Annotated in this window: 14 protein-coding genes; 5 read left to right on the plus strand and 9 right to left on the minus strand. The window is 55.9% G+C overall.

What is annotated here, in order from left to right; all coding sequences use genetic code 11:
- Nucleotides 1–64: 64 nt before the first annotated feature.
- The 3 genes from AC5SEO_RS21380 to AC5SEO_RS21390 all read left to right on the plus strand — a co-directional run bounded on the left by AC5SEO_RS21380 (nucleotide 65) and on the right by AC5SEO_RS21390 (nucleotide 2,774).
- Nucleotides 65–1,750 (plus strand): GMC oxidoreductase, encoded by a 1,686-nt coding sequence (locus AC5SEO_RS21380; RefSeq protein WP_003515231.1) that lies wholly within the window; start codon nucleotides 65–67, stop codon nucleotides 1,748–1,750.
- Nucleotides 1,750–2,310 carry a gluconate 2-dehydrogenase subunit 3 family protein gene (locus AC5SEO_RS21385; RefSeq protein ID WP_080798554.1) on the plus strand — a complete coding sequence of 187 codons (561 nt, stop codon included), beginning with the start codon at nucleotides 1,750–1,752 and terminating at the stop codon, nucleotides 2,308–2,310. The genes AC5SEO_RS21380 and AC5SEO_RS21385 overlap by 1 nt, the downstream gene beginning before the upstream one ends.
- A gap of 68 nt (nucleotides 2,311–2,378) precedes the next feature.
- A complete protein-coding gene (locus AC5SEO_RS21390; RefSeq protein ID WP_112674376.1) occupies nucleotides 2,379–2,774 on the plus strand; it encodes a c-type cytochrome in 396 nt (131 codons plus the stop codon).
- A 161-nt stretch (nucleotides 2,775–2,935) separates the two neighbouring features.
- Here the strand turns inward: AC5SEO_RS21390 and AC5SEO_RS21395 are convergent, their stop codons facing one another.
- From AC5SEO_RS21395 to AC5SEO_RS21405, 3 genes are all read right to left on the minus strand, one after another.
- On the minus strand, nucleotides 2,936–4,096 hold the full coding sequence (locus tag AC5SEO_RS21395) for a glucoamylase family protein (RefSeq protein WP_112674378.1): 1,161 nt from the start codon (nucleotides 4,094–4,096) through the stop codon (nucleotides 2,936–2,938).
- Nucleotides 4,097–4,320: 224 nt separating this feature from the next.
- A complete protein-coding gene (locus AC5SEO_RS21400; RefSeq protein WP_174068351.1) occupies nucleotides 4,321–4,704 on the minus strand; it encodes a response regulator in 384 nt (127 codons plus the stop codon).
- Nucleotides 4,701–6,908 (minus strand): GAF domain-containing protein, encoded by a 2,208-nt coding sequence (locus AC5SEO_RS21405; protein WP_236771240.1) that lies wholly within the window; start codon nucleotides 6,906–6,908, stop codon nucleotides 4,701–4,703. Before AC5SEO_RS21405 ends, AC5SEO_RS21400 begins: the two co-directional genes overlap by 4 nt.
- Here AC5SEO_RS21405 and AC5SEO_RS21410 point away from each other — a divergent pair.
- Complete coding sequence (locus AC5SEO_RS21410) at nucleotides 6,846–7,007, plus strand: hypothetical protein (RefSeq protein ID WP_236735600.1); 162 nt, start codon at nucleotides 6,846–6,848, stop codon at nucleotides 7,005–7,007. The genes AC5SEO_RS21405 and AC5SEO_RS21410 overlap by 63 nt on opposite strands.
- 39 nt (nucleotides 7,008–7,046) lie before the next feature.
- On the opposite strand, the gene AC5SEO_RS21415 is transcribed toward AC5SEO_RS21410, so the two are convergent.
- The 6 genes from AC5SEO_RS21415 to AC5SEO_RS21440 form a co-directional block, all read right to left on the minus strand.
- The gene (locus AC5SEO_RS21415) at nucleotides 7,047–7,472 is read right to left on the minus strand and encodes a response regulator (protein ID WP_003515224.1); all 426 of its coding nucleotides are present in this window, start codon (nucleotides 7,470–7,472) and stop codon (nucleotides 7,047–7,049) included.
- Between the two features lie 11 nt (nucleotides 7,473–7,483).
- Entirely contained in the window at nucleotides 7,484–8,593 is a 1,110-nt protein-coding gene (locus AC5SEO_RS21420; protein WP_111799676.1) for a PAS domain-containing protein, read from the minus strand.
- Nucleotides 8,594–8,825: 232 nt separating this feature from the next.
- Nucleotides 8,826–9,602 carry an ABC transporter permease gene (locus AC5SEO_RS21425; RefSeq protein ID WP_174068350.1) on the minus strand — a complete coding sequence of 259 codons (777 nt, stop codon included), beginning with the start codon at nucleotides 9,600–9,602 and terminating at the stop codon, nucleotides 8,826–8,828.
- Nucleotides 9,589–10,356 (minus strand): ABC transporter ATP-binding protein, encoded by a 768-nt coding sequence (locus tag AC5SEO_RS21430; RefSeq protein WP_034502326.1) that lies wholly within the window; start codon nucleotides 10,354–10,356, stop codon nucleotides 9,589–9,591. The genes AC5SEO_RS21425 and AC5SEO_RS21430 overlap by 14 nt, the downstream gene beginning before the upstream one ends.
- 63 nt (nucleotides 10,357–10,419) lie before the next feature.
- Nucleotides 10,420–11,421, minus strand: a complete 1,002-nt coding sequence (locus AC5SEO_RS21435) for an ABC transporter substrate-binding protein (protein ID WP_003515219.1) — start codon at nucleotides 11,419–11,421, stop codon at nucleotides 10,420–10,422.
- Between the two features lie 48 nt (nucleotides 11,422–11,469).
- Nucleotides 11,470–12,552, minus strand: a complete 1,083-nt coding sequence (locus tag AC5SEO_RS21440) for a 4-oxalomesaconate tautomerase (protein ID WP_025593409.1) — start codon at nucleotides 12,550–12,552, stop codon at nucleotides 11,470–11,472.
- A gap of 105 nt (nucleotides 12,553–12,657) precedes the next feature.
- On the opposite strand from AC5SEO_RS21440, the gene AC5SEO_RS21445 reads away from it, so the two are divergent.
- On the plus strand, nucleotides 12,658–13,554 hold the full coding sequence (locus AC5SEO_RS21445) for a LysR family transcriptional regulator (RefSeq protein ID WP_003515217.1): 897 nt from the start codon (nucleotides 12,658–12,660) through the stop codon (nucleotides 13,552–13,554).
- Nucleotides 13,555–14,150: the final 596 nt, after the last annotated feature.

The raw sequence follows: 14,150 nt of genomic DNA on the forward strand, positions 1-14,150 counted from the left end.
CGTTGCGACGGGGAGCGCATTGTCTCGTCGACTTTTTACCCAAGTACCAATCGGAGGAGTTATCATGGCGGACAATCATTATGATGCGATTGTTGTCGGTTCAGGCATAAGTGGAGGCTGGGCTGCAAAGGAACTCACGGAAAAAGGCCTGAAGGTCCTGCTGCTGGAGCGCGGCAGAAACATCGAGCACATTACCGACTATCAGAATGCCGACAAGGAAGCCTGGGACTATCCCCATCGCAACCGCGCCACGCAGGAGATGAAGGCGAAGTATCCGGTGCTCAGCCGCGACTATCTGCTGGAAGAGGCCACGCTCGGCATGTGGGCCGACGAGCAGGAAACGCCCTATGTCGAAGAAAAGCGTTTCGACTGGTTCCGTGGTTATCACGTCGGCGGCCGTTCGCTGCTGTGGGGACGCCAGACCTACCGCTGGTCGCAGACCGATTTCGAGGCCAATGCCAAAGAAGGGATCGCCGTTGACTGGCCGATCCGTTATCAGGACATTGCTCCCTGGTATGATTACGTCGAGCGTTTCGCCGGCATTTCCGGCAGCCGCGAGGGGCTGGACATTCTTCCTGATGGTGAATTCCTGCCGCCTATTCCGCTGAATTGCGTTGAAGAGGATGTGGCACGCCGGTTGAAAACTGCCTTTAAAGGCACGCGCCACCTCATCAATTCGCGCTGCGCCAACATCACCCAGGAACTTCCCGATCAGGAGCGCACGCGCTGCCAGTTCCGCAACAAGTGCCGGTTGGGCTGTCCTTTCGGCGGCTATTTCAGCACGCAGTCATCGACCCTGCCGGCGGCAGTCGCCACCGGAAATCTTACGCTCCGGCCTTTCTCCATCGTCAAGGAAATCCTTTACGACAAGGACAAGAAGAAGGCTCGCGGTGTCGAGATCATCGATGCCGAAACGAACCTGACCTATGAATACACCGCCGATGTGATTTTCCTCAACGCTTCGACGCTCAACTCCACCTGGGTTCTGATGAACTCGGCCACAGACGTGTGGGAGGGAGGGCTCGGCAGCAGCTCGGGCGAACTCGGCCACAATGTGATGGACCACCATTTCCGCATGGGTGCCACCGGCGAGGTGGAAGGTTTCGAAGAGTTTTATTTCAAGGGCCGCCGCCCGGCGGGATTCTATATTCCCCGTTTCCGCAACACCGGCGACGACAAGCGGAACTATCTGCGCGGTTTCGGTTATCAGGGATCCGCCAGCCGTTCGCGCTGGGAGCGGGAAATCGCCGAACTCAACATCGGAGCCGACTACAAGGAAGCGCTGACCCAGCCGGGCGCCTGGACTATCGGCATGACTGCCTTCGGTGAAATGCTGCCTTATCACGAGAACCGCGTGAAGCTTGACCACGACAAGAAGGACAAATGGGGCCTGCCAGTCCTGTCGATGAATGTCGAGATGAAGCAGAACGAACTCGATATGCGCGAAGACATGGTCAATGACGCAGTCGAGATGTTCGAAGCGGTCGGCATCAAGAACGTCAAACCGTCGAGGGGTAGCTATGCGCCGGGCATGGGTATCCATGAAATGGGCACGGCCCGCATGGGACGCGACCCCAAAACTTCCGTGCTCAATGGCAACAACCAGGTCTGGGATGCGCCGAACGTCTTTGTCACTGACGGTGCCTGCATGACTTCGGCGTCCTGCGTCAACCCGTCGCTCACTTACATGGCGCTGACGGCGCGTGCCGCCGAATTTGCCGTTTCCGAACGCAAGAAGGGGAATCTGTGATGAACAGACGTGAACTGCTGAAACTGATAGCCATTGCCTCCGGTCTTCCGCTGATCGGCGCTGACGTGGTCACTGCGGCGGAAAACGCCGCCAAGCCCGCCGGCGACGTCCACGTGTTCAGCCCGGAGGAAATCCGGCTTCTGGACGAGGTGGCTGAAACGATCATCCCTCGCACATCCACCCCGGGTGCGAAGGACGCCGCCGTTGGCGCATTCATGGCAGTCTATGCGGCCGATTGTTATACGGGCGAACAGCGGAAACTCTTCCTCTCCGCGATGGCTGACATCGAAAACCGCAGCCGGACGGAATACAAGAAGGCGTTTCTGGAGCTGACGTCGCAGGAGCGGCAGACGCTGATTTCTGCGCTGGACAAACAGGCCCGGGCGGAACAGACACCGACCGCACCGCATCCCTTCACACTCGTCAAGCAGCTGACGCTGCTCGGTTTCTTCACCTCGAAGATCGGCGCCACCGAGGTTCTCGTTTACGACGAAATCCCCGGCGGCTTTGAGACCTGCGTTCCTTACAAGAAGGGTACGCCCGCCTGGGGCACGACCTGAATTGAGAACAAGCCGCCCGCCTGCATTCGCAGGCGGGCGCGTTCATACGGCAGAACAAGGATGACACGATGCGCAAGAGAATGATCATCACGGCGGCAATGCTGGCAGTAAGCGCCATTCCCGCTTTTTCAGAGGGCGATGTTGCCAAGGGGGAGGCGGCCTTCAAGCGCTGTTCCGCCTGTCACGCCATCGGCGAGGGCGCGAAAAACAAGGTCGGCCCGCAGCTTAACGGGATCATCGGCCGCACTGCGGGCGGCGATCCGGACTATAATTACTCGAATGCGATGAAAAAAGCAGGCGGGGAAGGGCTGGTGTGGACACCGGAGGAACTGCGAGATTTTCTCAGCGCTCCCAAGAAGAAAATCCCCGGAAACAAGATGGCCTTGGCGGGCATCAGCAAACCGGAAGAACTGGATAATCTTATCGCCTATATCGAAAGCGCGTCTTCGAAACCAGCCGAATGACGGCACGCCGTTTATCGAACATCAAAACTCCCGCAGTTTTGAGACGATGACCACGACTTTACCCCAGCATATCCTGCGCGCCGGAAGGCCTTGCCAAGGAATTGCCAAGGCCTTCCGGCGTTGTCTTCAAGGATGCATTTGCGGTACTCAAACACCGGTTCTCAGGGGTCGGTCCGTCCTTCCTGCAGGCTCGACTTTTCGAACGACTTGTCCTGATGGAAGCCCAGTTTGGCCAAGCCGTTTTTCACCTCCGGCGCGTTCATGAATAAATCCCAGATCAGGCCGCTGCGATAGTTTTCCATCATCGCAACAACAGGCCCTTGATTGATCGCAAGATGCGTTCCGGACACCCAGCCGGTTGAGGGCTGGAATGAATCCATGAGGCCAAAGCGGCCGATGAGTGCACCATTGTTCCATTGCAGAAAACGCAAAGCCGCCTCGCGTGACCGATGAGAAAAGAAGGGCATGCTCGAGAGGGCTGCCGTTGTCGCAATGATGCCGTCGTCGTCGGTCGGAGAATTTACGACATAGCCCTTTGGCCCATCACACGCAGACAGACCCCAGCCGGCCTCACTTGGGTAACGCGTGCGGCAATAGCGGTAATTGATCATGCAATGCGCGTGAACCTGCTCCAGATAGTCGTGACAATAAACATCGCCGAGACCGCGCGGATCGAGTGTGCAGAAGGAATAGTGCGACAGGAAAAGCGGTCCTCCATACGGCTGGCCAAGCGGCAGCCGAACACCGAGATACATCGATCCGTTCCGGATTTCGCCATCGCTTGCCCATCCGGAATGATAAGACTCCGCGCTGATTGCATGCGTCGTTGAACCCGCCGCGAGCACATAACAGACGAGGGCCTCGTTCCAGCCCACAATCGGCAAGTTTTTCGCCCATGCATACCGACGGCTCCAATGCCAGAACAGCGGCCCGGGCTTTCCCCTGGTAAACCAGCCCCACTCCACCGTCTCGACGATTTCATTTATGGACCGGCGTAAATCGATTTCGGAGGATGTCTGCGCGCCAAAAAACTGTCTGACGCAGATCAGCGCCTGAACCAGAAGAGCGGTTTCAACGAGATCTCCGCCGTCGTCGAATTTCGCGAAGGGTATCGTTCTTCCGCTGGACGCATCGATGAAGTGAGGGAAGGCGCCATGAAAACGCTTCACACTTGCCAGCGATCTCAACATCCGGCTCGCCCGGGCGATGGCTTCCTGTTCGGTTATCCAAGAACGGCGGACACCAACAATGAGCGAAAGAAAACCAAACCCGATCCCGGAGACCGACGCGATCTCATGGATCGCAAGACCATCGGATCGCATACGATCCCGCGGTAGGCCACTCTCCGGGTGGCTCCCGGACCAGAAATATTCAAAGGTATTGCGATGCAAACCATCAAGTTCAGCAGGTAATTTATCCGTCAATTCCAACCTCAGGGACCAGCGGCAATCAGTCGGCAGATCGACTGCCAAGCCTTATCCGACTCTGTCACCATCTCCAAATTTCAAGCGGAGCGGTGAATCCCGGTAGCCTCAAAAATTCCCGGCTACCGCAGCATCTGTCTTATCGTCTCCACGATCTGCTCTTCGCAGTAGGGTTTCGTAAAGAAAGCCGTATCTGCCGCGATCATATGACCGGGATCTTCGAGATGGCCGGAAACCAGGATAACTTTGATAGGGGGCCACCTGTCACGAACAATGGCTGCCAGTTGCAGGCCGTCGACGCCGCGTGGCATATCGATATCAGTGAAAACAATTCGTATTTCTGCGCGTGCCTCAAGGATATTGACCGCCTCCGTAGCATCTGCCGCAGCAAGCGCTGTGTATCCTGCGGTTTCAACCAGATCCACGGCGGCAAGGCGCAGCAGCGGCTCATCCTCGACGACGAGTATGGTTGCCACATCGGCAGCATTCGAGGTCACGGTCATCATGACTGTCTCAAATGGGAAACCAGTCCCTGCATCGTTACCCGCAGGCCGTCAGGATCAAAATTGACCTCGACACCGCCTGTACCCATCAGACCAAGCTGGATGAGCTTCGATCCGAAACCTTTACCCGATGGAGCGGTCACCGGCGGGCCGTCCTGCTCCTTCCATTCCAGAACAAGCGCGTTCTCGCCGCCTGCATCTTCTATCGTCCATGAAATAACGACGGTTCCGGCATCAGAAGACCAGGCTCCATATTTCAAAGCGTTTGTGCCAAGCTCGTGCATCAGGAGAGCCAGCGACAGCGCAGTCCTAGGCCCGATTTCCATGTCGGTGCCCGATATGCGGTATCGCTCGGGAAGAGAAAGTTGGCGAAGCACGGAATCGATCACTGCCACCATGCGCGCCGACGACCAGTCCTGGTTCAGGAGAACCTCATGCGCATTGGAAAGCGCGCGCAATCTGCTCGTGAAGGCTTCGACAGGGGCTCTGTCGGTGACGGGGCGAAGCGTCTGTGTCGCAATCGCCTGAACCATGGCCATCGTGTTTTTGAGCCGGTGGCTGATCTCGTGATTGAGAACCTGCTGTTCCTGCTCGGCCCGAATCCTGGAGATCGCCTCACGCGTGCGGTCCGCTATCGCACGCACAAAATCACGCTCCTCGGACGAGAATTCATGCGGCTTGTCGTAGTGTACGAACATGACCCCCGCGAATGCACCTCTTTCGATGATTGGCACATTCACGAGGACGGAGATGCCTAATGAGTGTAGAAGCTCGGCTGAAGCGGAGGTTCTCGGATCTGTCGCCACATCGGGTATGATGACCGTCTCGCCGCGCTTCAAATCCTGGATGTAGGATCCGTAATTCCTGAAATGATGGAGCCCCGCGACGGTGAACATTCCCTCCGCACACCAGTCGGGAAGCATCTGCACCGTCTCGGCGATAGGGTCAACGATGCCGTAGCCCGCCCGCGTCGCGCCTCTCAGACTCCGTGCCAAAATCTCGGCGGCGGCAAATGCCACTTCCGCAACAGTATCCAGCTCGCGGATCTTTTCGCCGAGTTCCAGGAATGCAAGCTGCCTGTCCTCCGACAGTTTTTGAGCGGTGGCGTTGCGTGCGACCTTGATATATCCCGGGACCTTGGGCGACGAATGGTTGGCCATCGGCCGGATCGTGCCGTCCAGAAAGATGCTGGAGCCATCAGCAGCGAGGTGCCATCGGCGGTCGGGTGCAACCCCTTCGGACGTGGCTCTGCTCACTTCAGCCGCAGGAACGCCGGCTGCCCGGTCCTCCTCAGTAAAAATCGACTCAAACGGCCGTCCGAGCATCTCGGCTTCCGACCAGCCAAATGTCTCCTGCGCTCCACCGAACCAGCTTGTAATGCGCTGGTCTTCATCGATCGTCATGATAATATAGTCTTTGGCGCCTTCGACGATCAGGCGAAGCTTCGTTTCGCTGTCGCGTAAAGCCTCCTGGGCTTGCATACGGTCAGTGACTTCAACAAACATGATGACGAACGCGTCTTCACCAGTGGCTTGAACATAGCCGTCAAACCACCGGTCCATCGATCCGATCTTGCGGGTGAAACGCTTGCTTTGTTGGGTCTCGACGGCCTCCACCACATCGGAAACCCACTCATTCTCGAATTCTGGAAAGAGTTCGCGCATGGTTCGACCAGGCACATTATCGCCTGGTAATCCAAGAAGAGTGCTCCATGCGGGATTGACCGTCTCGTACCGCCAATCGACAATCGTTCCGTCGACGTCACGGATCACCGAGCCTACGACGATGCCTTCCTCCAATTGCTGGAAAAGCGCACCCCAGCGTCGCTCGGAAAGGAAGGTCGCAATCTGGTTCGAGGCGACCCTTCCGATCTGGTTCAGTAACTGCAGCTCGCTTTCCGTCCATGTGCGTGGTTCGCCATCGATTGCTGCGAGCGCGCCGATCACCATGCCATCAGGGAGGGTTACAGGCACTCCCATGTAGGAGATCACACCCAGATCGGTTATGGCCAGATTATTTCTAACGAGATCATGAACCGTCGCATCCCCGATGATCAAAGGCTGTCTGTCGCGAACCACATGCTGACAGAATGAATGCGTGAGTGGCGTTTCCGCTGCTTCAGCCCATTTGGGTGGCAACCCGACATGAGCGATGAAAACCTGCCGGTGCTCGTCCAGAATGGAGATCAAAGCCACTGGGCATTTCAGGCCGGTTTTGACGACCTCGATAATATCCTGGAATTCGGGTGGGCTCTGGACATCAAGCAGCCCAGAGTTTCGAACTGCGTCAATGCGTTCCGACGGTGAATTCAAGGTCAATCCTTATCCGCACAAGGGCGGCGTTGGTCAAGCCGACAAGGCGGCAAGCAGTTTGGGCGAAACAACAAGGCTGGGAGGAGGGGTAGCGGAGCGCTCTGCGCCAATAACGATGCCTTCAATGAACTGCAAGGCATTTTGCAAACCGTTCATCGTGTAAGGTTTCTCGATCGCTCCAAGTGCGCCTGCAAAGTCCTCAGGTATTCTCTTCAGGTTACCCGAAACAAAAACATAGGGGATGGAGCTCGAGGAAAGATATCGGCCGACTTCTATGCCCGTTGGACCATCCAGCAATTGAATGTCTACAAATGCGAATTGCGGCAGTGCTTTGTTGGCAAGCTCGATAGCTTCCTTGCTGTCGGCAGCGATCCCCACAATCTCGTGTCCGGCATCTTCCACTTCGCTTTCAAGTTCCATCGCCAGCAGAGCTTCGTCCTCTACGATCAAGATTTTCACAGGAGATCCTTTCAGTCTTTTACAGAAAGCGTGACACGAACATCCGAGAGGCAACCTTCAACCGTCCGAACTATCGTAGCACGCAATTGTTTTACGCACGCTTCCAGCATCTTTTTGCTAAAGGCTGCTTCTTCCTTGTCCACTTCGCCCGGCGTGACGGTATCGGCAACCCTGACAAGGAAGTGGCCGTTTAGGCGCTTGACCTCCAGGTGCAATTGCCCGCCACGGTCCTTCAATCCTCTGCGAATGGCGTCGCCGATGAGTTCGTTGATGATCAACGCAAGGGGGGAGGCCTTGGTCGCCGGAACCACAACCTCGTGAAGATCGGTGGTGAGAATGATGTCGGTTCGCTTCAAGGCGCCGATCTTGTCGAGCATCAATGTATTGGCAAAATCCGCGACATCGAAATGCCCTACATCTTCATCGTTCAGAAGCTTGCGCTGAACGGTGCTGAGTGCTTCGACCCTGTTCAGCACAGACATCAATGTCCGCTCCACAACATCGTTATCAGTCATCCGCGCCTGAAGCTTCACGATTGAGGCGATCGTCAGGAGGTTGTTTTTTACGCGATGATCAACTTCGTGGACGAGGGTTGTTTTTGCCCGCAATGCCTCTGTCAAATCCGCCGTTCGCAGCGCCACCTCTCCCTCCGCGATGTGGCGGGCGCGAGCGAGTTCGGCTTCCTTGCTCTTGATATCGGTGAAGTCGAGTTGCGAGGCGAAAAAATAGATGACGGTTCCGGCAGCATCGCGAACAGGACTAACGAAGAGAGCATTCCAAAACTCTGATCCGTCCTTGCGATAATTAAGGATGTCGATCGCCAAATCCTGCTCGGCTGCGATTGCCTCACGCAGCTTCGTAACTGAGCCAGGATCCGTGTCTGGACCTTGGAGAAGACGACAATTTTGACCAACCAGCTCTTCGGCGGAATAGCCCGTCAATCTGCTGAAAGCAGCATTGCAGAAGATGATTGGATTGTCTTTCTGGAGCGGATTTGTGATGATCATGGGCATGCGGGTGGCCTTGAAGGCTGCCGCAAACGGATCTTCAGAAGCGTGGCTAGATACTAGACGCTCTCCAGCGTCTTGAGCATCCTGCCGGAGGAGATCATTATCTTTCATGCAAGGTCCTGAAGGTAACGGTTCCCTAAAATGTTTGAATGGGAATTTGGTTCCAACGACAAAGTGAATTATTCCTGTTTTACAGGGTAGGGGATCCACGATCTTTTTGCATATTGTCCGTGAGCAGGTCTGCCGGCGTCCGATAGCCGAGAAATCGGCGTGATGACGTCAGTAGAACAAAAACAGGGCGACCAACTGGCCGCCCCGCTTGATATGAGACTGGGTCGAAACCTCAAGCAGGCCGTTCTTCGCCCGCGTTCGGCCTCCAGGTGATCAGCTTTCTCTCGGCGACATCGAGAATGAGATCGATGACGAGAACAAAAATGGCGAGAATGATGATACCCGCGAAAACGCCGACCGCGTCGAAGTTACCTTCCGAACGGGCGATCAGGTAACCGAGGCCTGCGGAAGACCCGAGATATTCGCCGATGATCGCGCCAACCACCGCAAATCCGACGGATGTGCGCAGCGACGACAGAATCCAGCTGGCTGCCGCCGGAAAATAAACATGACGCAAGAGATCAGAGCGCTTTGCACCGAGAATGCGCGTGTTGGAAAGCACGACGGGGTTTACTTCGCGAACACCTTGCATGGCGTTGAAGAACGTCACGAAGAAGACGAGGGTGACCGCAAGAGCGACCTTTGACCAGAGGCCGAGCCCCAGCCAAAGGACGAAAATTGGCGCGAGGACCACACGCGGGATGGCATTCACTGCCTTGATGAACGGATCCAACACACGGGCCACAAAGGGACTGAGGCCCAGCCAGACACCGGCGCCGACGCCGAGACCTGTACCGATGAGGTAACCGAGAACCGTTTCACTCAAGGTGATACCGACATGTCTGTAAAAGCCGGCATCGGCAACCCAGGTGATGACCTGCTTGACGATGTCGATGGGTGCCGGGAAGAAGAAGCGGTCGATCGCCCCGGAGCTTACCCCGAGTTGCCACCCACCCAGGAGCACGACCAGAAGCACGATCTGGATGATGCGAACATTAACGGCTTGCATAGCTTTTCTCCACTTCGCCGCGCAAAGACGCCCATATATCGCGATATAGGGTCATGAATTTCGGATCGAGCTTGATTTCGGCCACGTTGCGGGGCCGTTCCAGATCAACCGGAAAGCTCTCGATAACCCGGCTCTTGGGGCCGGCAGCAAGGACGACAACCCGGTCCCCGAGTGCAATCGCCTCTTCGAGATCGTGCGTGATCATGACCACTGCACGGCGATCCTCTTGCCACAATCTCAGGAGTTCGTTCTGCATGAGGTGGCGCGTGTGAATGTCGAGTGCGGAGAAGGGCTCGTCCATCAGGATGACCTTCGGCTCGGTGATAAGCGCCTGCGCCATCTGGACACGTTTGCGCTGTCCGCCTGAAAGTTGATGCGGAAAGCGCTCTTCAAACCCCTTCAGGCCAACTTTTTCCAGCCAGGCCAGAACTTTGGTACGGCGCTCATGTTCGGATACGCCGCGGAACAGCAGGCCAAGCTCGACATTCTGATAGGCCGTTTTCCAGGGAAGCAGCGCATCCTGCTGGAAGAGATATCCAATGTTGTTCTGCACGCCCTGCACGGCTGAACCATCGATGGAGACCTTTCCCTGCGCCGGTTTCAGCAAACCCGCGATGGCATTGAGAATGGTGGACTTTCCGCATCCGGTTGGGCCGACAATCGAGAGAAACTCACCATCTCCAACTTTCAGGTTCACATCCTGGACCGCAACGAACGCGCCAAAGGCCATTGTTACGTTCTCGATTGCCACCATTGGCTGAAGATTGAGTTCCGCCACGGGTTCTAACTTTCTAATTGGCAAAGACATTGAAGACCCTCAGTTTACGCCCTTCGAAGCCGCAGCCTCGACGAACTTGTTGGTGTAGGTCGTGTTGAGATCGATCGTGGCCTTCGCGACTGCGTCGTTGAAGCTTTTCAAAACCGCCAACGGGGTTTCCAGATCGGCCTGGTTGAAGGTTCCATCTTCGGAGAAGATCGCCTTGGCGGCTTCGACGGCCTTGATGTAGGTCTGCTTGTCGCCGGACACGAAATCATCGGGAAGCTTTGCAACGATTTCCTCGGCCGAATGCTCCTTCATCCAATGCAGCGCCTTTACCGTGGCATTGGTAACCTTCTGGATCACCTCGGGATGTGCATCGATGTATTCCTGCGTCGCATACAAGACGGATGTGGGGTATATCCCGCCATAGACATCCTTGGCGCCCTGATCGCTGCGGGCATCGATCAAGATCTTGCCAAGACCACGCTCAACCACGATCGTCGCAGCCGGATCGTAATTGACCAACAGGTCAATCTTGCCCTGCTGCAGAGCGGCTACAGCAGCAGCGCCGGAGCCAACGCCGATGATGGCGATGTCGTTGTCGCTCAGATTGTGCTGCTTCATGTAATAACGAATGAAGAAATCGGACGAAGACCCGGGCGAGGTGATCCCGACCTTTTTGCCCTTGATGGTTTCAGGTTTTGCCGGATCGAAGTCTGTATCGTTCTTTCCTGCGAGAACCAGCCCGGAATTGCGGGCAAGCTGAACGAAGCCAACCACGTGCTTGTTTTGGGACTGCATCTGGATCGTGTGATCGTAGAAACCGACGGCTACATCCGTGGACCCTGCGACGAGCGCCTGCAGGACTTTCGAACCGCCTTGGGCAAAGTTCTCGGTCGTCACCTCAAGGCCCTCGTCCTTGTAGAAGCCGAGGCTGGCCGCCACCGGAAAAGGCAGGTTGTTGAGGTTGTACGAACCAACACTCATTCTGACAGATTCTGCATTTGCCGACGCTGCCAGCGCACAGAGCGCCGCTGTTGCAAGCAAGTATTTACGCATGAGGGTCTCCTCCCAGTTTTGCTATGTTTTGAGCCAGTATGGCTTTGTCTAGGCTGCGTCTTCAATCGCAGCGTTTGGTTTGGCGAAGGCAAAGCCTTCGAAAAGTCTGCGGGCCGTTCTCACAAGCCCGGCTGTTATTGCTCCGTTCCGCATCTCAAGTTGCACGTCGAGCCGACCGGCGGGATGCTCGATGCAGATCTGGGTCGGAACAGATCGATTTCCCGCTTGTTCAAATGCCACGGAGCCTTCCGTGATCGCTGCGGTTGCTATGCCAACGGCGCCGGTCGTTGCCAGGGCAGGGTGGCACTCATTGGGCATGAAGTACCGGACAGACAGAGTGCCTCCCTTGCGGGCCGGCGCTACGATCACGGGTTTTGGTATGACCATATCCGTTACATCCCCCATCCCCATCAATTTGCCTGCCTGAATGCGTATGCGGGTCAATCGTTCGATGAGATCGCTATTGGAAGTCAGGGTCTGCGGATCTTCATATCCCGTGACGCCGAGGTCTCCCGCACGCATGAGGACCATCGGAATTGCGCAGTCTATCGCCGTCACATCTATTCCCTCAACCGTGTCGACAGGGTTTCCGGTCGGCAACAGTTTTCCGGTTTTCGCCCCCGCCGCATCCACGAAAGTCAGGGCGATCGGTGCAGCCAGACCCGGAACGCCGTCGATGGATGCGTCTCCGAGATAAATTACTTCGCGACCACGCGTCGGCACCTTTGCCTCGATCAATTTTCCGGTGTTCACGTTGTGGATGCGAACCACGGTATCGCTTCCCCGAGCCTCGACAAGTCCCGCTTCGATCGCAAAGGGACCGACAGCGGCCAGCATATTTCCGCAATTGGGCGAATAGTCGACATACTGCCTGTCGGTACGAACCTGGGCGAAGAGATAGTCGATGTCTGCGCCTTCGACGGTGGAAGGACCTATGATCGCCACTTTCGAGGTGACCGGATTGCCGCCTCCTATCCCGTCTATCTGCAGCGGATGACCGGAACCCATGATGGACAGAAGTGCCGCATCCCGTTCCGCTCGATTACGCGGAAGGTCAGACGCCAGGAAGAACGGTCCACGAGATGTTCCGCCGCGCATCAGCACACAGGGTATCTTAAGCAGGTCGTTCATTTATTGCCTCAATCTTGCATTTGGTGGATCAATCCGCCTTGTTGTTGCAATATGAGCAAAAGAATCTAATCTGTTAAATGCAATGTTCGGAGGTATTATTGCGATATGAGCATCAATTGCGAAATTTTGGATCTAAGAGCATTTCAAGCAGTAGTTGAGCTTGAAAGTTTTCATAGGGCTGCCGACGCGTTGCATATTTCGCAACCGGCGCTTACCCGGCGCATCCAGAAACTGGAACAGGCCATTGGCGCGCCACTCTTGGAAAGGACCACACGCCACGTTGCCCCGACAGCGATGGGTCAGGAGGTAATGCCGCTTGTCCGGCGCATGCTGGAAGAGTTCGACGGATCGCTTTTTGCGATGAAAGATGGTGCACATCGGCGCGGCCTCATCACGATGGCCTGCGTTCCAACCGCAGCGTTTTATTTTCTACCCACCGTGATCAAAACATTTAGCAAGCAATATCCGCATATTAGGCTGCGTATCAGAGACCTTACGGCAAACGAGGGGCTGCAGGCGGTTGCGCGGGGCGAGGTGGAGTTCGGGATAAACCTCATGGGTAATTCTGATCCAGACCTGGCATTCGAACCTCTCATCGATGACCCATTTGTGCTGGCGATGCGGAAAGACCATCCTCTGGCGGCTTTCGAAACGATCCAATGGAATCAACTGGAGCCTTACCCGCTGGTTGTCGTCGATCGCTCCAGCGGCAATAGAACGCTTCTGGATGGCGCACTCGCGCGGCACAATCTAAAGCTGAACTGGTTCTACGAGGTGACCCATCTCAATACGTCGCTTGGCCTGGTGGAGGCTGGGTTGGGGATTTCCGTGTTGCCGCGACTGGCTACCCCACAGGATGACCATCCTTTCCTCGTCACGCGGCCGATCGTTAATCCCGTGGTCTCCCGAACCATTGGTATCGTGCAAAGAAGAAGCAGCGCCTTATCTCCCGCCGCGGAGAAATTCGTGGAAATGCTGTTGAAGACCTGGAAGACGCCTTAGGGTTCACAATCGTGTATATCGCCGCGAAGGGCCCGGGTCTGACGTCACCTGGTGGAAGGTCGAGAAACGGGCGAGGGTGACGCCGTCTTCTCAGAGATGGTTGCGTCGTTACGCCGCCTTACCGGCTCTTCTGATAGCGGACCGCCTTGGCGTTCTGGGTCATAGATATGGGTTTTGCTGTTGCCATTTTGGCTGTTGAAGGAAACGGCGACGTGCGCCGCGCCGATTGACGTCAGCAAGCTCAATACTGATCAACCGTACAATGTAGATGTGGTTGAAGATCATAGCCTGCTTATCGACTGACAAGGCATACTCGCAGCAAGAGCGACCTCCATCAGTATCGCTTGAGGCAATAATGTGAGGCGGAAATTGAGTGGTGTTTTGTTTAGAGCGAAAGGATGCGTTACGCTTCGACTCAGCGTGATAACGCAACAACCAGATAAGGTTCAAAACGAGTTCTGAAGGTTGCCTAACGGTCATTTGGACTGAAAATGCAAGACATTTCAATCAATATAAGTTCCATAATCTATCTTATGCGATTACCGTATGTAGCCGGGTACATTCTATTTTCAAGTGCGACATGCCAATGATTTCAA

It is taken from the genome of Agrobacterium sp. K11, from assembly GCF_059429395.1.